Consider the following 19,650-nt stretch of genomic DNA (forward strand, 5'->3'; position numbering starts at 1 on the left):
CTTACTCAGTTTTATTTAATGAATCTAACTTTGCTTCAACTCGCTTGAGGGATCTTCTCATTTCCGGCAAACGTTTGATAACAGAAAGAATGTTAAAGAATTCTTTATGGGGCAAAGCAGGCATGTATCCTGCGTAGTATCCCGGGGCGTCAATTGTACCTGGAACTCCGGCACCGCCTCCGATAATTGTGCCTGCAGGAACGGACAAATGACCTGCAAATCCGGCGCCGCCTCCGGCTTGACAGTTATCGCCAATCGTAGTGCTTCCTGCCATCCCTACTCTTCCGGAAAGAACAACGTTATTGCCGACTTTACAGTTGTGGCCAATCATAACCAAGTCATCAATCTTGGTACCGTTTCCGATAGTAGTATTGTTCAAAGCACCGCGGTCAATACAAGTGTTAGCGCCGATTTCAACATCGTCTCCTGTCACAACTGTGCCAACCTGCGGAATCTTTACATACATCTTATCCAACGGAGCAAATCCAAATCCGTCAGCCCCGATAACTGCCCCGGAATGGATAACGTTTCTGCGTCCAATCTTGCATCCGTAGTAGATGTTGACGTTCGGATAAAGATGTGTTCCTTCACCAATTTCAACGCCTTCGGAAATGACGGAATTTGCGCCGATCCAAGCTTTTGCACCAATCTTTGCACCGGCTTTGATAACTACACCCGGCTCAACGGTAGCCGTCGGATCAACGACAGCGCCGTCTTCAATAGTAGCTTTTGGGCTGATTCCCGGTTCAGGCTTGACTTCAGGAAGCATGACTTGGAGAGCGTAGGCAAACCAAGCGTAAGGATTTTTTGTAATAACGGTGATTCTTTCCGGGTCTTTATCGCCCCAAATAGCGTGCTTGTCTTCTTCAGTCAGAACAAGAGCCGTAGCTTTGCAGTTCTTTGCCTCTTCTCTGTACTTCGGAGAAGCCAAGAAAGCAACGTCTCCGTGGCCTGCGGTCTCCAAAGGAGCAATCATATTGATTTTTTCATTCTGGCCATTAGCAGAGATGGTACTAAGCAACGTATCGTTGCTTAACTCTTTAATACGATCGACTAAGTCAATCAGAGTAATTGGCCCTGTTTTATGAATCATGATTTAGAACCTCTAAAAAGAATCTTTTGCATTCAACTTAATGTCGTGCAAAGTTGAAACATCCGTTACTGAAAGACATAAGCCGAGGGAAGCCCCCGGCTTTATACACAATTGGCAGACAAGAGTCTGCCAATTGGTGAGAATTACTTGAGTTCTTTAAGAACTTCGTCCGTTATATCAATCTTCGGATTAACGTAGATAGCTTCTTGAAGAATTAAGTCATATTTTTCACGCTGAGCGATGTTCTTAATGACTGTATTAGCTTGACGCAAAAGCTTCTGGAGTTCTTCGTTGCGTCTCTGATTAAAGTCTTCTCTGAGCTCTCTTTGACGTCTCTGGAAGTCTCTGTCACGTTCGCCGAGGTCTCTCTGCTTACGGATTCTTTCCTGCTCGGTCATTGTGGAAGCGTTCTTTTCGAATCTTTCGATATCGCTCTTAAGTCTCTGACCGGCTGCATTAATGTCTTTGTCGCGTTTAGAGAATTCTTGCTCTAACTTCTTGCTGGCTGCTTGGGCAGCAGGAGAGTCACGAAGAATAACTTCTGTATTTACAACACCAATCTTCATTTCAGCAGCTTGGACGGCTGTTGCGCCAACTGCAAAAAGTGAAGAAACCAATGCGAGTGTTAACAATTTTTTTTGCATGAATATTATCTCCAACACAATTATTGAATTGTGCCATAAATATTAGAAGCCTGTTCCGATTTGGAACTGGAATCTTTCAAGTTCGTCGTTATCTTTCTTGTTAAGAGGTATTGCGAAACTCAACTTAAGCGGACCCATCGGTGAAATCCAAGCTAGACCAAAACCTACGGAGTATCTTAAATCACCGAAGTCTAGCTTATCCTTCTTGTATCTGACAGTACGATTAGCACCGGAGCCAATATACTCGGCTTTACGGCCCCAAACCCATCCGCCGTCCAAGAAGGTAAACATTCTCAAAGTTCTATCAGCACCCGGTATCGGCGTCAAGAGTTCGAGCGAGAAGTTGAACTTTCTATTACCACCGGAAGCATCACCGTCAGAATCTCTAGGTCCGAGAGATGAGGATTCAAAGCCTCTGACAGAACCGATCCCTCCGCCGTAGAAGTTCTTGAAGAACGGATATGGTTTGCCGGCATATCCATCTCCATAGCCGATTTCAGTATTAAAGGCAAAAGTAATGGACTTAGTAACTGGAACGAATTGCTGGAATTGATAGGTCGCACGGTAGTACTTCAGGTCTAAAACCGGCAGTGAGACTTCACCGAACAATCTCTGGTAACGGCCTCTGGTCGGAGCCAACACATTGTCTCGACTATCTCTTGACCATCCTAATGTAGCAGCAACAGATTTTGGTTTGTCTCCATAATCACGCACATATTCCCAATATCTTTGAGGAGCTCTGCTTCCGACCTTAACATCGGTCATTTCAACTTTGCCGCCTAAGAAAATTTGGTCATTTTCCGTAATTGGAATACCGTATGTAACACCAGCACCGTAAGTCTCGTACTTAACGTCGTCAGTAATTTCCAGTTCATCCAGGTCCATACGTCTGTCGTAAATTTCGAAAGACTGGCTGATGCCGGAAGTAGTAATGTACGGCTGAGTAAAAGTCGCAGCGTAAGTGCGGGTACTCTTGGACGTATTGACTTCAACGGATAAAGAATTACCAGTACCGAAAATATTATTTTGAGCAAAACCTCCGCTCAAAATAATACCTTCTGAAGTAGAGTAACCGGCACCTAAAGAAATATTACCAGTCGGTCTTTCTTTAACTTTCACTTCCAAATCAACTTCGTCCGGAGATCCGGTTACAGGATGAGGCTCGGCTGTAACGGTTTCGAAGAAACCTAGTCTGTCGATTCTGTCTCTTGAAACTGCAACCTTATCGCTGTCAAACCAGCTGGATTCATACTGTCTGACTTCACGGCGAATAACTTCATCGCGGGTTCTGGTGTTGCCGGTAATATTGACTTTACGAACATATACGCGACGACCCGGATCGATGGTATAAACCAAGGAAACCTCATCGCTGTTAGCACCCTCTGTCAACGGCTCCGGAGTAGCACGCGCAAAGGCATAACCTAACGTAGAAAGCTTGTCGATGAACTTTTTGCTCAGTTCATTAACTTCAGAAGCGTTGTAAACACTTCCCGGCTTGATATCAATTAAAGATTCAAATTCCGGTTCCAACCCGAGCATATCGCCAGTTAAGCGCACGTCTTTGATTTTGTATTTCTTTCCTTCAGATACATTAATGGTGACGTAAATGCTGGATTTATCTGGACTGACGGAAACTTGAGTGGAGTCAATTCTGAAATCTAGGTACCCGTTGTTGTTGTACAAAGCACGAATTGCGTCTAAGTCAGCCTGCAATTTTTCTCTGGAGAACTGATCTCGTTTGGTATACCAAGAGAACCAGTTAGGCGTGCCTAACTGCATTTCATCACTCAAATCGCCTTCGTCGTAAACAGTGTTGCCGACAAAGCGGATTTGCTGAATCTTCGAAACGTTTCCTTCATCAACGTCAATATTGACACGAACCCTGTTTCTTTCTAACGGAGTGACGGTAGTCTTGATTTCAACTGCATAACGACCGCGGGCCAAATATTGTCTTCTCAATTCCTGAGTGGCTCTCTCTAGAGTGGAGCGGTCAAAAATCATGCCTTCAGCAAGTCCGACGTCTCTCAACGATTTTTCAACGCCTTTTTTATCGAATTCCGAAATGCCGGTTGTAGCAATACCCGCAACAGTAGGACGTTCCTGAATACGAACAACTAACACATTGCCGTCCATATCCAGCTCGATGTCGCGGAACATCCCGGAAGCATAGAGAGAACGCAAAGCCTCAGCACCTAATTCCGGTGTGTAGGTATCGCCTACTCTAATCGGCAAGTGAGAAAACACGGTACCTGCTTCTGTACGTGAAATTCCTTCTAGTCTTATGTCTTTAATCACATGTCCTTGAGCAAAAGGCGAAGACATCGCCAGAGAGACCAGACAAGCGCAGACTGTTTTTTGAGGTATTCTCATCATGTTAAAAGAATTATTAAATTTTTAGTTTGTAAATCAAGGCATTAAACGATTTAAGTCGTTGAATAAAGCTAAAAACATTAAACCGCATAACACCGCGATTCCAACCTTCTGGGCCGCCATTTGTACTCTTTCAGAGACCGGGCGCCCCGTCACTATTTCAACGGAATAATACAGGAGATGGCCGCCGTCTAACATAGGAATAGGTAGCAGATTTAATATTCCTAAGCTAATAGAGACAAGCGCCAAAAACGAAATAAACGGCTCCAACCCTAGGCGGGCTGTCTGTCCGGCGTAATCCGCAATGGTAACCGGGCCGGAAATATTTTTTACGGATACTTCACCGGTCAGCATTTTCCAAATCATTTCAACGGAAAATACCGCCGTATCCCAAGTTTTCTTAGCTCCTTCCCAAACGCTTCTAAAAAGGCCGTACGAAACGGTAGTCTTGGGCAGATCCACTCCGAAAACCGCTCCGATCCTGCCGATTTGTTTCCCGTTTTCATCTTCAACGGCCAAGGGAGTGAAAGTTACATCTTGTTTCTTCCCGTCCGCAGACAAAACAGTAAATGTAGCTTCTCTATTCGGATACTCTCTAATGAGGTTTACCAGCTGTTTGATATCGGTGATCTTTTTTCCATCAATGGCAAGAACGGTGTCCCCCTTCTTTAAACCGGCTTTTTCAGCAACTGATCCGGAAACGAAATCTCGAATGTAAGGATCTCCAACTTTTAACTCAACACCTAAATCAGCAAAAGAATCTTTACCCGGTTCATCTTCTTCGAGCTTCAATCCTGCAAGGTCAATTCTTTTTCCCCGGACGTTTCCATCGGACGATTCGACCTCAAGATCAATTACCTGTCCGGCATGCTTAAGCATTTCCAAACGCATATCACTGAAAGTACTGACAGGTTTTCCGTCAACAGCGAGAATTTTGTCACCGTCCTCAATAGCTGCATAAGCAGCCGGAGTTCCCGGCAAAGGTGCCTTAACAATCGGAAGAAGATCGGTAGTACCGGCAAAGAAAATGATCGAGTAAAGGAGAATAGCTAAAAGCAAGTTAGATGCAGGCCCGGCGGCAACAATGGCAAATTTTTGCCATACATTTTTTGAGTTGAAAGTTCTTTTAGCGTCTTCAGACTTGATAGGCAGGCACGACTCATCTCTCTCATCAAGCATGCGGACGTATCCGCCGAGAGGAATGGCAGATACTCTCCACTCGACTTGATCTGGGTCTTTGGGATTCTTCCAAACAAAAAGAGGTTTTCCAAAACCTATGGAGAAATTAAGGACTTTTACGCCGCACTTTCGAGCGACCCAATAATGCCCAAACTCATGAATGACAACTAAAATTCCTAAAGTAACGGCAAACGCAAGAAGCGTTGTCAACAAATTCAACTTCTACTCTCCTGTATAACCACTGATGTATTCTTGAGTCAGAATTCTTGCCTCTTTGTCAGCCTCCAAAACATCCTCTAATGACTTCGGAGCATGTTCAGAAGCACTCAGCATCATGACTTCACAGATTTTAGGAATGTCTATAAACCGTATCTTCCCTTTCAAGAAATTCTCAACGGCAATCTCATTTACGGCATTGAGCATGATGCAGCTGCAGCCTCCTCGTCTAAGCGCTTCATAGGCATACGCTAATTGCGGGAATCTCTTGGTATCAGGTTTCTCAAAGGTCAGCCCATGAATGGAGGAAAAATCCAAAGGTTTTACGCCAGCATTTAAGCGTTCCGGATAGCCGAGGCAATATGCAATCGTATTGCGCATATCCGGCGCTCCCAACTGGGCCAAAACCACCCCATCCTCGTACTGAACCATGGAATGAATAATACTTTGGGGATGAACCACGACATCTATCCGATCTTCAGGAGTATCGAAAAGCCACCTTGCTTCAATAACCTCTAAACCCTTGTTCATCAATGTAGCACTGTCGACGGTAATCTTTTTGCCCATAGACCAATTTGGATGATGGGTTGCCTCTTCGACCGTCACCGTAGAAAGATCCATGCGTTTGCGGAAGGGGCCTCCTGAAGCAGTCAAAATAATACGGTGGCTTTGGCGCATTTTTTCAGAGGCGCTTTCCAAACATTGAAAAACCGCATTATGTTCGCTGTCAACGGGAAGCAGTTGAGCTCCGTGCGCTTTGATGGTGTCCATCAATAGCCGGCCTCCGCACACTACGCTTTCTTTATTGGCTAAAAGAAGACGTTTCCCTGCCTTTGCAGAAGCAAAGGTTGAGGCAATACCTGCTGCCCCGACAATTGCACCGACAACAATTTCTGCATCGGGATCGGCAGCCTCTTCTACGATAGCTTTTTCTCCGGCTTTAGCTATGGTCTTTAATTGACGAGCATTAAGGGCTTCCTGAAGTTCCCCAAATAATTTAGCGTCACCGATGACAGCAACTTCTGCATTTGTTTTTTTAGCCGCATCGGCTAATTTCTGGACATTGGAATAAGCTGTAACTGCTCTAACAGCAAACTTTTCGGGATACCTATTTAAAACATCAATGGTGCTGGTGCCTATGGAACCGGTTGCTCCAAGAATTGAGACTTTTTTCATCTAATTACAAACCTTGGATAAAAAGCAAAATAAAGACGGCTAAAGGAAGTACGGCAAACTGGGCATCCAATCTGTCGTAAACACCTCCGTGTCCGGGAAGCAAATTGCTCGAGTCTTTTACTCCGGCAGTACGTTTTACTGCGCTTTCAAAGAGGTCTCCGGCAATAGAGAAAAGAACGGTAATGAACAAAATGGCAGCGGAAGCAAACACAGTCAGCTTAGAAATAATAGTGTTTGTCCAGAACGGGGCTTGCGGAGCAACCGCATACAAAACGTAGCTCAGAACAAGAACACAAATAACTGCGGTGAGAGCTCCAGACCATGTTTTCTTGGGACTAATTCCGGTAGCCATCTTAGGGCCCTGTAAGGCGCGTCCGCCAAAGTATGCTGTAATGTCAGCAACCCAGACGATAGCCAAAACGGAAATCATATAGACGGCACCGTACTCGCGGTATAAGAACATTAGCGAGAACCAAGCGCAAGGAACAAAAATTAAAGCCGAAAGCCATGCCAAAGGATTCGGAACGTTCCAGCCAGACATTCTCTTAAAGAAAACTACACAGGTTATAACCGTCCAAATGACAGTACCGACAGAAGAAATAATAAGCAGACCGTTTCCCGACTGAAGCACATTCACATCAATCGGCTGGAACATTTCGAGCCAGTAGAAAAATACAGCGGCTGCGAAACCGATCAGAAGGCACAGAGCGTTATTCCATTTTGCCAAACGCAGCCACTCCCAGAGACAGGCTCCCATGGCGATAGCCGCAACTGCCGTAAAAGCCCATAGGCCCATCCACAGGGCCGCGATGATGACGATAAATAAAATAACAGCCGTAATTATTCTTTGCCTAAGCATGTTATTATCTCCTATTTATTGGCATTTTTCTCCGAGATTTGCTCTGAGGTCTTACCAAAGCGCCTTTCTCTTGATGCGTACCACAATAATGCTTCTTTAAATTCTCTTTTACCAAAATCCGGCCATAAAACGGAGGTAAAGTAGAGCTCACTATAGGCAAGCTCCCACAAGAGAAAATTACTAATGCGGCTTTCAGAGCTGGTTCGGATAAAAAGGTCTACGTCTCCTGAGTCTCCGATTTGAAGATTTCTTGCAAAAAGTTCTTCAGTGACATCTTCAGAAGCAACTCCTTTCTTCATCATTGCTTTGCAAGCTTCAATGATTTCCCATCTGCCGCCGTAATTGACACAAATATTGAGCGTCAAACCAGTATTGTTTTCTGTCAGCTTATGCGATTCCGCAATTTTTTTCTGCAGCTCATCCGGAAAACGAGAGAGGTCGCCGACCATACGAATACGGACATTAGCCTTGTGCAGAGCAGAGGTTTCTTTTGCCAAAGACGTCAGAAACAAGTTCATGAGAGCAGAGACCTCATCTGCTGGCCGATTCCAGTTCTCACTAGAAAAAGCAAACAAAGAAAGATGCCGGACACCTGATTCAGCGGCCGCTTGAATAACGGCTCGGACGGAATCCACTCCTTTTTTATGACCTGCTACGCGAGGAAGAAAACGTTTTTTTGCCCATCTTCCGTTGCCATCCATGACAACAGCCACGTGACGCGGGATCGCTTCACGTGGCTGAGCGGATAATTCTTTTATATCCATAATCGAAAGAAATTAAACAGTCATAATTTCTTTTTCTTTTTCAGCAACTAACTTATCAACTTCAGTGATGTATTTGTCAGTTAACTTTTGAATTTCTGTTTCAGCTCTTCTCTGTTCATCTTCAGAGATTTCTTTTTCTTTAACTAAGGCAGCAATCTTGTTGTTAGCGTCTCTTCTAAGATTTCTAACGGCAACCTTCGCTTCTTCACCTTCTCCGCGGACGACTTTAGTAAGGTCGCGTCTTCTTTCTTCAGTAAGAGGAGGCATCGGAACGCGAATGATGTCACCGGAAGTAGCAGGATTCAAGCCGAGATCGGAGTTACGAATAGCTTTTTCAACCACTGCAACCATTTTCTTTTCCCACGGCTGAACGGTAATTGTTCTGGCATCGGCCAAACCGAGCTGAGCTACCTGAGAAATTGGTGTGGGTGAACCGTAATAGTCAACAGTGATATGTTCAAGAAGACCTGTGTGAGCACGGCCGGTGCGAATCTTCATGAAGTTTTCTTTGAGCGTAACAATAGTACGCTGCATATGATGTTCAGATTGAGAATAAATATCTTTTGTGGACATAGTTAACCCATTAAAAATCTTGTTGTTTCCCTTGAAGGAATCTGCATTTTAAAAAATGAAAGCTAATTTTTTAAGTTTACCACGAGAGAGAAATAACCATTCCGAAAAAATTGCACTAAAACATTTGATTACGGGCACCTTGCAGAAAAGCTTTGTTCACAAGCAGATTCCGTCCACCGTTCTTTCTTTTTTCGAAGCACTTCATCAAAATTTCCGGAGAAGGAGTTCTGTTTTGGAAGAGGCAAAAATTTTGGAGCTCTTCTTTCCTGCCTGCAAGGCATTGAAATAAGAACTCCGAAATTGAAAAAGGCCTTGAAAAAATCAAAGCCTCAAAGTTTTTTAGACGTGAACTAAAGTTCCTTCATCTTCTCCGAGAACAACGCGTTTTAATGCTCCCGGATTGTGAAGATTGAAGACTCTAATCGGCATCTTTTGGTCGCGGCATAAAGTAAATGCCGTTGCGTCTAAGATCTTTAACTTCTTCTGAATAGCTTCATCAAAAGTCAGGCTCTTAAACATCTTAGCCGTCGGATCTTTCTTCGGATCAGCCGTAAAGACACCATCTACCTGAGTAGCTTTCAAAACAACTTCAGCACCGATTTCAATACTGCGCAAGGCAGCAGCCGTATCGGTTGTAAAGAACGGGTTGCCGGTACCAGCCGCGAAAATCACCACCCTACCCTTTCTCAAGTGGCTGAGAGCTTTGCCGCGAATGTACGGTTCGGCAACCTGATCAATGTCCAAAGCACATTGAACACGTGTTTCAACGCCTTCATTTCTGAGGCAGTCTTGAAGAGCCATTGCATTCATACAAGTGGCCAGCATACCCATGTAGTCGCCTGTAGCGCGATCCATACCGGTACTGCCGAGAGCAACCCCACGGAAGATGTTGCCCCCGCCGACGACGATGGCTAGTTCCACACCCAAATCAACGATGCTCTTCACCTCTCCGACAATAGCTCTAAGCGTATCACGATTGATACCGAAAGCCGCGTTGCCCATCAAGGCCTCGCCGGAAAGTTTGAGAAGGATTCTCTTATATTTAGGTGTTTCGTTTTCAGCCATCATAGTCTCCTAAAAATTAAGCACGTGCAGCGGCGGCCTGAGCAGCAACTTCAGCAGCGAAGTCGTTAGAACGCTTTTCCATACCTTCGCCAACAACGAACAAAGCGAATGCAGCAACTTCAGCTTTGTGTTCCTTAAGAAGCTGGCTGACAGTCTTCTTGTCATCCTTAACGAACGGTTGAGACATAAGTGTAACTTCTTTGAGGAACTTGTTGACAGAGCCTTCTGCAATACGTGCAATCATTTCTTCAGGCTTGCCGTTTTCGCGGGCCTTTTCAGAAGCAACGCGGCGTTCTTTTTCAATCAATTCAGGATCAACGCCTTCAGCATTTAATGCTTTTGGCTTGGAAGCAGCAATGTGCATTGCAACATCATGAGCAACTTCGTCGTCACCGCCAACGATATCAACGATAGCGCCGATCTTGGCACCGCCGTGGATGTAGTTGTGGAGTTTGCCCTTAGCTGTGAGAAGCTGGAAGCGGCGGATAGAAATGTTTTCGCCAATCTTGCCGATAAGAGCTTTACGAATAGCTTCTACTGTAGAACCGTTGAGCGGGAGTTCAGACAAGGCAGCCAAATCAGCCGGCTTAGCTTCAGCAATCAACTTAGCGATATCATTTGCGAAAGCGATGAAGTCAGCGTTCTTGGCAACGAAGTCTGTTTCAGAGTTCAGTTCAACGATAGCACCGGTAGTCTTTGGCTCGTCGATATAGATAGCAACTACGCCGTCAGCTGTTACACGGGAAGCAGCCTTAGTAGCTTTGTTGCCAAGCTTAACGCGAAGAATTTCTTCGGCTCTGGCCATATCGCCTTCAGCCTCTGTAAGAGCTTTTTTGCACTCCATCATCGGGGCATCAGTCTTTTCACGGAGTTCTTTAACCATTGCGGCACTAATAGCAGCCATTATGTTTATCCTTTAAGTAAAAGTTTTAAAAGAAAGGGGCTGAATACGCCCCCTCCTAGTTAGATTGCTAAGATTGATTACTGAGCAGGAGCCTCTTCAACTTGAACTTCTTCAACGAAGTCTTCGTCTTTACCGGCAGCCTTAACTGTTTCGTCAAGTCTCTTGTTCTTGCCTTCCAAAATGGCGTCTGCAAAACCCTTGGCATAGAGCTTAACAGCACGTGCGCTGTCGTCGTTGCCAGGAATGATGTACTGAACACCAGCTGGGTTGTGGTTTGTATCAACAACGCCAACGACTGGAATACCGAGCTTGTTAGCTTCTTGAATAGCAATCTTGTGATAGCCGACGTCAACGATAACCAAAGCGTCAGGAACAACAGTCATTTCCTTGATACCGCCCATTGCTTTGTTGAGCTTTTCAAGTTCACGAGTGAAGTCAAGAGCTTCTTTCTTAGTCATCTTGTCGAGACCACCATCAGCAACAGTCTGTTCCATTTCTTTGAGACGCTTCAAAGAAACCTTAACTGTTTTGAAGTTGGTGAGCATGCCGCCCAACCAGCGCTGATCAACGTAAGGCATACCGGCGCGCTTAGCTTCTTCAACGATAGCTTCGCGAGATGTGCGCTTTGTGCCTACGAAAAGGATAGTACCGCCGTTAGCAGCTAAATCTGTCAAAAACTTAGCGGCGTCATTGAAGCCTTCAACTGTTTTTTCGAGATTGATGATGTGAATCTTGTTGCGGGAACCGAAAATGTACTGTGCCATTTTTGGAGACCAGAAACGTGTCTGATGGCCGAAGTGTGCGCCTGCTTCAAGAAGTTCACGCATGCTCAAAGTTGTCATGTTTTTTTCCTTTAGGGTTTAATTCCAACACCTCTTCCCTCGTCCGAACGGAACCCTAGTAGAGGAGGTGCGCTATTTAAAAATATTCTTGGCTTATGCCAATTGGGGCAGAATTCTATCAGAAACAAGACACTAGAATCGACGGTTTTATAAAGAATTGTAATCCTCGGCGCTCACCTTAATTCATTGACTCTCTTTGGGTCGTGAGCCGCTTTTTGAGCCTTTCATCGTCTGACCTCGGCCTTAGTCGTTATAAATATTTACGAGCTCTTAAGAAAATTATGCACAATTTGCAAACAAATCACTTTTTTCTTTCTTAGGATGACTAAAATTCAGAAAACTTGGAATGAAAAATGTCACTTAAAAAAATCGTTATTAAAACTCCTGAAGAAATTGAAGGAATGAGAGCTGCCTGCAGAGACGCTGCTCTGGTATTGGATTTCATTGAACCTTATGTTAAGGCGGGCGTCACCACTGAAGAGCTCGACGATCTCATGCTCAAATACATGACCGAAGAACTCAAGGACATCTCTGCCTGTCTTGGATATTCATCCGGCGGTGAAACTCCTTATCCTAAAGCCACCTGCATCTCTGTCAATCATCAGATTTGCCACGGAATTCCTGACCAAAAAGTTCTTAAAAAAGGCGACATTCTCAATATCGACGTCACCGTAATCAAGAACGGATTCCATGGCGACACGAGCAGAATGTTCAAAGTAGAACCTGTATCTATCGCCGCATCGCGCCTTTGCGAGATCACATTCAATGCGATGTGGAAAGGCATTTGCATGGTTAAGCCCGGTGCTCATTTCGGCGACATCGGCTACGCCATTCAGCAGTATGTTGGCCCTACAGGCTGCTCTATCGTTAGAGAATTCGGTGGTCACGGCGTGGGAAGAGGTTTCCACGAAGAACCTTTTGTCGCACACGTTGGGAAGATGGGAGAAGGTCCTGAAATGAAGCCGGGAATGATTTTTACCATTGAACCAATGATCAACGCCGGCAAACACGCCTTGAAAATTATGCCTAATGGCTGGACCGCCGTGACCAAAGACAGAAGCCTCTCCGCACAATGGGAGCACACGGTTTTGGTTACTGAGACCGGTTATGAAGTCTTAACTGTTTCTCCTGGATGTCCGCAGCCTCCTAGCTGGGTTAAGTAATTTTCCACGAGCCTCCGAAAACGGAGGCTTTTTTTATACCCGATTTCATATGCTAGTGAGAATGCTAAATATTGCTGCCAATACAATGAGCTAGAGGATAAAAACTTTGAAAAATACCTAACATTTAACGTAGAGGCTCCGGCACATGTTTTACAACATTATTGTTAACGATATAGCTCCGATTTTTGTGATCATGATGTTGGGATACGCCGGGGCAAAAATTCATGCTTTTACTCCGGACCAAACTCAGGCTTTCAACAAGGTCGTCCTTGATATTGCTTTGCCCGCGGCACTTTTTGCCTCTATTACGAAAGCTAACCGTGAACTAATTTTCGGAGATTTGCTTCTCACAGTCATCTCATTTGCAGGTCAAGTGGGAATGTTTCTTCTGTGCTTTTATATCTGCAGGAAGTTTTGGAAGCACTCCATCCAGCAAGCTGCGGTATGTGCGCTGATTACCGGAGCTCCGACGGTTGGTTTCCTAGGATTTGCCGTTTTAGATCCGGTCTTCGGCACCTCCACTCAAACGGGCTTAGTCGTAGCCATTGAAGCCATCCTTTCGAATGCAGTGTTGATTCCAATCGGATTCTTTTTAATGAATATGGGGCAATCGGCAGGTGCGGACGGTCAGAAAGCCAACTCAAGTATTAAGGCTATCATCAACTCCCTTAAGCAGCCGGTGGTTTGGGCCCCGATGCTCGCCGTCGCTATTGTTCTGTGCGGCATTCGTATGCCCGATGCTTTATATCCTTCTTTAGATTTGATTGCAAAAGCGAATTCCGGCGTTGCTGTGTTTGCAGCCGGTTTAGCCCTAGCTACAGTTAAATTCAGCGTAGGGCCTGAAATTATTTGGAATGTTTTCTTCAGAAACTTTTTAAGCCCTTTGGTCGTTTGTCTTGCAGGCGCTTTCTATCACCTTCCTCTTGAAAGCCTTTCTATGATGGTTCTCGCTTGCGCCCTTCCTCCTGCCTTCTCAGGTTTGATCATCAGCAGCAGATACAACATTTACGTCAAAGACGGAGCATCTACTTTGGCCGTCAGCACCTTGGTGTTTGCCTTTTCTGCTCCCTTCTGGCTCTGGGTTACGCCTATTGTCGGAAAATGTTTTTAGTGCGAAGTCATGTTTTAAGAAACTCAGCCAGATTCCTACCGGCAAATGACGACTTGATTTGCTTCTCTCTTCCGAGATGTTCTTACCTCAACAAGCAAAACTATCTTTCAGTTAAAACAGAAAGCCGGAAATGTAGAATCAAAGAAAGAAAACTTTGGAAGTCAAAAAATGAACCAACAAGCCGTCACTGACTTTACTAACGAACGACAAATTCTTGCCAAAGAATTCAAAGAACATTCCGATCCTTTTGAGTATCTTCTTAAGCACACCCATGCAGCGGACGAAGCCATCGAGACCATCTGCACGGACAACAATCTTTCTCCCAGAATTGCGGTTGTTGCCGTGGGCGGTTACGGCCGTTGTGAACTGTTTCCATTTTCTGACTTAGACCTTTTATTTCTCCTGCCGGAAGATGTCAAAGACTCAGAGCTAAAAGTCATTGAACAAGTCTTAAACGATCTATGGTCACTTGGCCTTACGGTTGGTCATTCCGTCAGAACTATCGACGAATGTATATCTCAAGCCGAAGAAGATATCACCGCCCAGACAGCCATGTTGGAATCACGTTTTCTCATGGGCGACGCCGACCTATACAAGAAATACACCGAAAGAATGGAAGTTCAGCTGAATTTCGTTGACTTCTTCAGAGCCAAATTCATCGAGCAGCAGCAAAGACATCTGCGTTTCCAAGAAACAACCTATGCGCTCGAACCGAATATCAAAGAATCTCCGGGAGGTTTGCGTGATCTTCACATCGTAACGTGGATTCTTAAAGCCGCCTACCTTGATGCCGCTAAAAAGAATAAAGAAATACCGAGTCTGCTCACTAATTATGAGCAAACAAAAATTCATGAAGACATGAAGACTCTCTTTTGGCTGCGAATTCATGTGCATCTTCTTGTAAACCGTCACGAGGACAGACTTCTTTTTGAAATTCAAGAGTCTTTAGCTAAAGAGCTTGGATTCAAAGCGGACGCCGACAGAAGAGCCAGCGAAAAACTGATGCAGCAGTACTACGCCGTTGCTTCATCGATTGAACTGTTAAATGACGTCATTCTTCAGGCACTAAAAGAACACTTCGTCTCAGTCACGAAACAAAAAGGAGTCAGCATCGGTAACGGTTTTCTGGTTAAAGGCGATGTTCTTGACACTGAAAATGAAAACTTCTACCAAAACGATCCGGCCATGCTCTTAATGCCTTTTGTTTTGGCTACCGAACATCGAGAAATCAACAAGTTTTCTACGACTATTCATCGAGCATACGGAAACTTGGACAAGCGTATTCCCGACAACTTTGCTTCGCTTGATGAAGTTAAGTCCAGCTTCCTCAAAATTCTAAAAGCTAAAAAAGGTGTTTACCACTGCTTAAAAGAGATGAACAAACTCGGGATCCTTTCCAAGCTGATTCCTCCATTCGGCCGCATTGTGGGACAGCTCCAGCATGATTTATTCCATGCCTACACCGTTGACCAACATACGATTTTAGCCATTAGTTATTTGAGACGTTTCACAAAAAGCGAGAACGCTCATGAGATGCCGCTTATGACTGAACTGATGATGTCATTGGAAGACAATTGGCGTCTCGTAGCAGCCCTTCTCTTCCATGATATCGGCAAAGGCCGCGGCGGGGACCATAGCCGCATAGGCGCAGAAGAAGTAAAGATTTTTGCTAAAAGCTATAACTTAACTCCCGAAGAAACGGACTATATTGAATTTCTCGTAAGAGAACATTTGACAATGAGCAGAGTTGCGCAAAAACAAGACATCTCTGACCCCGAAGTTATTAAGAAATTCGCTGAGAAAGTCGTTTCATTAGACCGCCTCACAGGGCTCTACTTGATTACCGTTGCCGATATCCGTGCAACAGGTCCGAAAGTCTGGAACAGCTGGAAAGCCAAATTGTTGGAAGAACTGTTCTACGCCACCGCCAATTTCTTGCAAGGAAAATCTTTGTCTAAAACAATGTTGGTCAATAACCGACGGGAAGATGTCCTCAAAGCCGGGAACTTCAACGCCAAAGAAAAAGAAAAGCTTGAGCAATTCTGGGAGGATTTTGACGTTGGCTATTTCATGCGCCATTCCGTCGACAACATTCTTTGGCAGTCAAAAGAACTTTTGGAGCACATGGACAGAAAGAGTTCCTATGTAATTTACAGACCGGTCAAAGGCCTTCCGAATGCCTATGAGGTTGTCGTTTTGACGGAAGACCGGAACGAGCTGTTTGCCCGCATCGTTTCCACTTTTCAGAGCTACCGTCTTTCAATTCTAGAAGCAAGAATTTATACCGGTAAGACCGGACGAGTCTTAGACCATTTCGTGGTCATTGACAATAACCTAAACTCTTCAAGCGAGGAAAAATTTGAAGAGCTGAAAGCCGATTTAATTAATAGGCTTGATAATCAGCTGCCTTTGCAGCCTCCGATAAAAGGACGTCTGTCCAGACATTCTAAGAACTTCCCGATTACGCCTGAGGTTCAGCTTAGAGTCGATGCCGGCGGAAGCCACTATTTGTTATCGGTTGCAGCCACAGACAGACTGGGCATTCTGGCCACAATCGCCCGCGTCTTTATCGAGTTTAAGATTAACCTTATCACCGCAAGAATTGCTACATTGGGAGAAAGAATCGAAGACGTTTTCGTAATCAAAAATCCTCGGCTTGCGGATCCTCAGTTTGCCGCAGAATTTGAAACGGCGTTGCTAAAAATTTTAGAACTGAGGCCGTCTTAAGACACGGTACTTCTTGGGAATCATTAGAAAGCGCAAAGGCCCTGTGGCCTCTTCCGGAGGGGCCTATTTTTAAAGCGTTAAAAGCTTTCAAAAGCCTTTAGTGCTATCTTGAGACTCTTCTTGGTCGCTTCGTCACTCACATCTGAAAAGGCCTTCATGTCAATCTTAGAAGACGAAAGGCCGATTCCGGCAGCGGGATTGACGATTTGGCAGATAGCAGCGTAATTCAGTCCTAACTCTCTGGCCAAACAAGCTTCTGGCATCAAAGTCATACCGACATAATGAGCACCGTCCTGAGCAAGTTTCTTGATTTCTGCTGCAGTTTCGAGTCTCGGACCTTGTCGAACCGCATATGTTCCGCCGTCTATAACCGGTGTTAAAAGATCATCTGCCGCATCTAAAAGTTTTTCCCGAAGGTGTTCACTGAAAGGTTCGGTGAAATCGATAAAAGTAATGGTCTCTGAGTCACCTTTGTTATAGGAAGTTTCTCTCCCCCAGGTATAGTCGATGATTTGGTCCGGAACGGCAATAGAACCTGGCTTGTCCTCTTCCACAATCCCACCAACCGAACAAAGGGCAACCACCGCTTTTGGTGCTAATTGTGCGATCGCCCACATATTTGCACGGTAATTGATTAGATGCGGAGGCTTCCGGCAGACTCGGCCATGCCTGGGAAGGACAATAATTTCTTTATCTTCTACTTCAGTAAATTCAAAGGGCGCTGAAGGCTCGCCCCACGGAGTAGGAATAGCTTGAGTTCGAGTTATCTTCAACTCTTCCTGAGAAAGCTTTACGCTTCCTTCAATAATCACAAACCTCTCCATTATTCTTCTTTTCCTTGGACCAACATAACCATAAACTGCTCTTCGCTAATAATCGGAACGGATAAAGCCTGCGCTTTGACAAGCTTGCTTCCGGCGGCTTCCCCCGCAAGAACATAACTTGTTTTTTTAGAAACGGAGCCGCTGACTTTTCCTCCGGCTTTACGGATCATATCGCTGGCTTCATCTCTGGAAAGAGTCGGCAATGTACCGGTCAATACAAATGTCATGCCGGAAAATACCAATTCAGAGGCGTCAACTTCTCCTTTTTCTTCCCAATGAACGCCAAGATCCTGTAGTTCTTGGATAACCTGCAGGTTTTTGGGCTCTGCAAAGAAGTGGAGAATTTTCTCAGCGGTGGACATTCCGACATCGTCAACCTCTAAAAGCTGTTCCAATCCCGCGTCTTCACAAGCTTTTAACGTTCTAAAGTGATTTGCTAGGGTTCTAGCAGTAGATTCTCCGACATCAGGAATACTGATGGCATATAGAAATTTTTCTAAGGTAGTACTCTTCGATTTCTCAATGGAAGCTAGAAGATTATCTGCTGACTTTTCTCCCATTCTTTCTAAAGAGACAAATTGTTCCTTAGTCAAACGGTAAATATCCGAAATATTTTTTACCCAGCCCTTCTCAACTAATTGTTCCGCCAATTTCTCTCCAATTCCGTCTATACCCATGGCTTTACGAGAAACAAAGTGAAGAATGGACTGGACACATTGAGCTTGACAGAATAAACCTCCCGTACACTTCCTATCTTTTTCCCCCTCTTCTTTGTATGCGTGAGAACCGCAGACGGGACAAAACTCCGGCATAACGAAGTCCCGGGCATTATCCGGACGAAGCTCTTTAATGACTCTGACAATTTCCGGAATGACATCTCCGGCGCGTCTTACAACGACCGTATCTCCAATCTTCACGCCCATGTTTTGGAGGAACTCTTCATTGTGAAGAGAAGCGTTGCTGATAGTCGTTCCTCCGACAAAGACCGGTTTTAAACGGGCAACCGGCGTGAGCTTGCCGGTCCTGCCGACTTGAATGGTTATGTCTTGAACCACTGTTTGAACCTCTTGGGGAGGATACTTATGCGCACACGCCCAGCGAGGTTCACGAGATACAAAGCCTAAAGATCTTTGCAAAGCAAAGCTGTTGACTTTGTAAACCACTCCGTCAATATCAAAAGGCAAATCATCCCTGATTTTTTCTACTCTTACATGGAAGTTTTGAAGTTCTTCCGGCCCATATGCCAGAACTCTTGTGTCAGCAACCGGGAATCCTTTGGATTTCAAGTAGTCCAAAAGTTCTGAGTGCTTATTGGCCACTGTTTCAGAAACCTCTCCATAGCCATAGGCATAGAAAGATAGGTTTCTTCTGGCGGTAACCGAAGGATCAAGCTGTCTTAAGCAGCCTGCCGCCGCATTACGGGGATTGGCAAAAAGCTTTTGCCCTTCTGCTTTCTGCTCTTCGTTAATTCTCTTAAATTCTGACTTATGGAGAATAACTTCGCCTCTTACCTCAAAAATATCGGGAAAGTTTTCAACTTTCAGCGGAAGGGTCTTGATGGTACGAACGTTGGCTGTGACATCTTCTCCCTCATATCCGTCCCCGCGGGTGGTTGCTTGGACCAAAATGCCTTTTTCATAACGAATATTGACAGCCAAACCGTCAAATTTAAGCTCGCAGTCGTATTCAACAGGAGGATCTTGCGGCGTCAATTCGAGCTCTCTTCTTACGCGGCCGTCAAAGTCGTAAGCCCCCTGGGCCGTGTAATCAGTTTCCGTATGAATGGAAAGCAGAGGAATCTTATGTTTGACCTTGACTGCTTCGGTTCTTGCGGCAGCTCCAACTCTTTCCGTCGGAGAAAATAAGGTCTTAAATTGGGGATATTGCTGTTCAAGCCTAACTAATTCCTGAAAGAGAGAATCATAAAGTTCATCAGAAATAGTGGGATTGTTATCGACGTAATAAGCCTGATTATGCTTATTAATTTCATCGGCCAGCTGCTCCATCCGCTTCTGAATTTCTAAATCCTTTGCTGAGTCTTTTTTGGCGCTCATATTCATTCCCAAAAATCTATCTGCCTAACAAAAGAAGCCTTCAACTTCGAATGAGTGAGGCTTCTTCTATGTATGGTTTAAATTTT

The 19,650-nt window shown here is 44.8% G+C and carries 16 protein-coding genes; 3 read left to right on the top strand and 13 right to left on the bottom strand.

All coding sequences use genetic code 11. The features are described 5' to 3' along the window. Nucleotide 1 precedes the first annotated feature (1 nt). The 11 genes from lpxD to rpsB form a co-directional block, all read right to left on the bottom strand. A complete protein-coding gene (gene lpxD, locus ADH67_RS05730; RefSeq protein WP_066592970.1) occupies nt 2–1,093 on the bottom strand; it encodes a UDP-3-O-(3-hydroxymyristoyl)glucosamine N-acyltransferase in 1,092 nt (363 codons plus the stop codon). Between the two features lie 143 nt (nt 1,094–1,236). Next, nucleotides 1,237–1,737: an OmpH/Skp family outer membrane protein gene (locus ADH67_RS05735; protein ID WP_066592972.1), complete on the bottom strand. Its 501-nt coding sequence runs from the start codon at nt 1,735–1,737 to the stop codon at nt 1,237–1,239. Between the two features lie 42 nt (nt 1,738–1,779). Then, nucleotides 1,780–4,107 carry an outer membrane protein assembly factor BamA gene (bamA, locus tag ADH67_RS05740; protein WP_084081608.1) on the bottom strand — a complete coding sequence of 776 codons (2,328 nt, stop codon included), beginning with the start codon at nt 4,105–4,107 and terminating at the stop codon, nt 1,780–1,782. Between the two features lie 36 nt (nt 4,108–4,143). Next, nucleotides 4,144–5,505 (bottom strand): RIP metalloprotease RseP, encoded by a 1,362-nt coding sequence (gene rseP / locus ADH67_RS05745; RefSeq protein WP_084081474.1) that lies wholly within the window; start codon nt 5,503–5,505, stop codon nt 4,144–4,146. A gap of 3 nt (nt 5,506–5,508) precedes the next feature. Further along, entirely contained in the window at nt 5,509–6,678 is a 1,170-nt protein-coding gene (locus ADH67_RS05750) for a 1-deoxy-D-xylulose-5-phosphate reductoisomerase (protein ID WP_066592974.1), read from the bottom strand. A 4-nt stretch (nt 6,679–6,682) separates the two neighbouring features. Continuing rightward, entirely contained in the window at nt 6,683–7,537 is an 855-nt protein-coding gene (locus ADH67_RS05755) for a phosphatidate cytidylyltransferase (RefSeq protein WP_066592978.1), read from the bottom strand. A gap of 11 nt (nt 7,538–7,548) precedes the next feature. Further along, complete coding sequence (gene uppS, locus ADH67_RS05760) at nt 7,549–8,301, bottom strand: polyprenyl diphosphate synthase (RefSeq protein ID WP_066592979.1); 753 nt, start codon at nt 8,299–8,301, stop codon at nt 7,549–7,551. Between the two features lie 12 nt (nt 8,302–8,313). Beyond that, nucleotides 8,314–8,874 carry a ribosome recycling factor gene (gene frr / locus ADH67_RS05765; protein ID WP_066592983.1) on the bottom strand — a complete coding sequence of 187 codons (561 nt, stop codon included), beginning with the start codon at nt 8,872–8,874 and terminating at the stop codon, nt 8,314–8,316. 339 nt (nt 8,875–9,213) lie between these two features. Further along, a complete protein-coding gene (gene pyrH, locus ADH67_RS05775) occupies nt 9,214–9,939 on the bottom strand; it encodes a UMP kinase (RefSeq protein ID WP_066592990.1) in 726 nt (241 codons plus the stop codon). Between the two features lie 16 nt (nt 9,940–9,955). Then, nucleotides 9,956–10,843, bottom strand: coding sequence for a translation elongation factor Ts (tsf, locus tag ADH67_RS05780; RefSeq protein WP_066592992.1), 888 nt, complete (start codon nt 10,841–10,843; stop codon nt 9,956–9,958). Nucleotides 10,844–10,920: 77 nt separating this feature from the next. Next, the gene (gene rpsB, locus ADH67_RS05785; protein ID WP_066592994.1) at nt 10,921–11,685 is read right to left on the bottom strand and encodes a 30S ribosomal protein S2; all 765 of its coding nucleotides are present in this window, start codon (nt 11,683–11,685) and stop codon (nt 10,921–10,923) included. Nucleotides 11,686–12,038: 353 nt separating this feature from the next. On the opposite strand from rpsB, the gene map reads away from it, so the two are divergent. From map to glnD, 3 genes are all read left to right on the top strand, one after another. Further along, entirely contained in the window at nt 12,039–12,848 is an 810-nt protein-coding gene (gene map / locus ADH67_RS05790) for a type I methionyl aminopeptidase (protein ID WP_066592996.1), read from the top strand. A 145-nt stretch (nt 12,849–12,993) separates the two neighbouring features. Further along, nucleotides 12,994–13,959 (top strand): AEC family transporter, encoded by a 966-nt coding sequence (locus tag ADH67_RS05795; protein WP_066592999.1) that lies wholly within the window; start codon nt 12,994–12,996, stop codon nt 13,957–13,959. A 168-nt stretch (nt 13,960–14,127) separates the two neighbouring features. Then, nucleotides 14,128–16,686 carry a [protein-PII] uridylyltransferase gene (glnD, locus tag ADH67_RS05805; protein ID WP_066593005.1) on the top strand — a complete coding sequence of 853 codons (2,559 nt, stop codon included), beginning with the start codon at nt 14,128–14,130 and terminating at the stop codon, nt 16,684–16,686. A 77-nt stretch (nt 16,687–16,763) separates the two neighbouring features. Here the strand turns inward: glnD and ADH67_RS05810 are convergent, their stop codons facing one another. Next, entirely contained in the window at nt 16,764–17,498 is a 735-nt protein-coding gene (locus ADH67_RS05810; RefSeq protein WP_236578514.1) for an S-methyl-5'-thioinosine phosphorylase, read from the bottom strand. Between the two features lie 11 nt (nt 17,499–17,509). After that, on the bottom strand, nt 17,510–19,564 hold the full coding sequence (gene ligA / locus ADH67_RS05815) for an NAD-dependent DNA ligase LigA (protein WP_066593012.1): 2,055 nt from the start codon (nt 19,562–19,564) through the stop codon (nt 17,510–17,512). Between the last annotated feature and the right edge of the window lie 86 nt (nt 19,565–19,650).

It is taken from the genome of Turicimonas muris, from assembly GCF_002221595.1.
GTDB classification, from domain to species: domain Bacteria; phylum Pseudomonadota; class Gammaproteobacteria; order Burkholderiales; family Burkholderiaceae_F; genus Turicimonas; species Turicimonas muris.

Excerpts from the sequence above, each read along its gene's own strand:
- ligA (WP_066593012.1), bottom strand. The coding sequence starts at position 19,564 with ATGAGCGCCAAAAAAGACTCAGCAAAGGATTTAGAAATTCAGAAGCGG.
- map (WP_066592996.1), top strand. The coding sequence starts at position 12,039 with ATGTCACTTAAAAAAATCGTTATTAAAACTCCTGAAGAAATTGAAGGA.
- glnD (WP_066593005.1), top strand. The coding sequence starts at position 14,128 with ATGAACCAACAAGCCGTCACTGACTTTACTAACGAACGACAAATTCTT.
- ADH67_RS05795 (WP_066592999.1), top strand. The coding sequence starts at position 12,994 with ATGTTTTACAACATTATTGTTAACGATATAGCTCCGATTTTTGTGATC.
- uppS (WP_066592979.1), bottom strand. The coding sequence starts at position 8,301 with ATGGATATAAAAGAATTATCCGCTCAGCCACGTGAAGCGATCCCGCGT.
- tsf (WP_066592992.1), bottom strand. The coding sequence starts at position 10,843 with ATGGCTGCTATTAGTGCCGCAATGGTTAAAGAACTCCGTGAAAAGACT.
- ADH67_RS05750 (WP_066592974.1), bottom strand. The coding sequence starts at position 6,678 with ATGAAAAAAGTCTCAATTCTTGGAGCAACCGGTTCCATAGGCACCAGC.
- lpxD (WP_066592970.1), bottom strand. The coding sequence starts at position 1,093 with ATGATTCATAAAACAGGGCCAATTACTCTGATTGACTTAGTCGATCGT.
- frr (WP_066592983.1), bottom strand. The coding sequence starts at position 8,874 with ATGTCCACAAAAGATATTTATTCTCAATCTGAACATCATATGCAGCGT.
- ADH67_RS05755 (WP_066592978.1), bottom strand. The coding sequence starts at position 7,537 with ATGCTTAGGCAAAGAATAATTACGGCTGTTATTTTATTTATCGTCATC.
- ADH67_RS05735 (WP_066592972.1), bottom strand. The coding sequence starts at position 1,737 with ATGCAAAAAAAATTGTTAACACTCGCATTGGTTTCTTCACTTTTTGCA.
- bamA (WP_084081608.1), bottom strand. The coding sequence starts at position 4,107 with ATGAGAATACCTCAAAAAACAGTCTGCGCTTGTCTGGTCTCTCTGGCG.
- rpsB (WP_066592994.1), bottom strand. The coding sequence starts at position 11,685 with ATGACAACTTTGAGCATGCGTGAACTTCTTGAAGCAGGCGCACACTTC.
- pyrH (WP_066592990.1), bottom strand. The coding sequence starts at position 9,939 with ATGGCTGAAAACGAAACACCTAAATATAAGAGAATCCTTCTCAAACTT.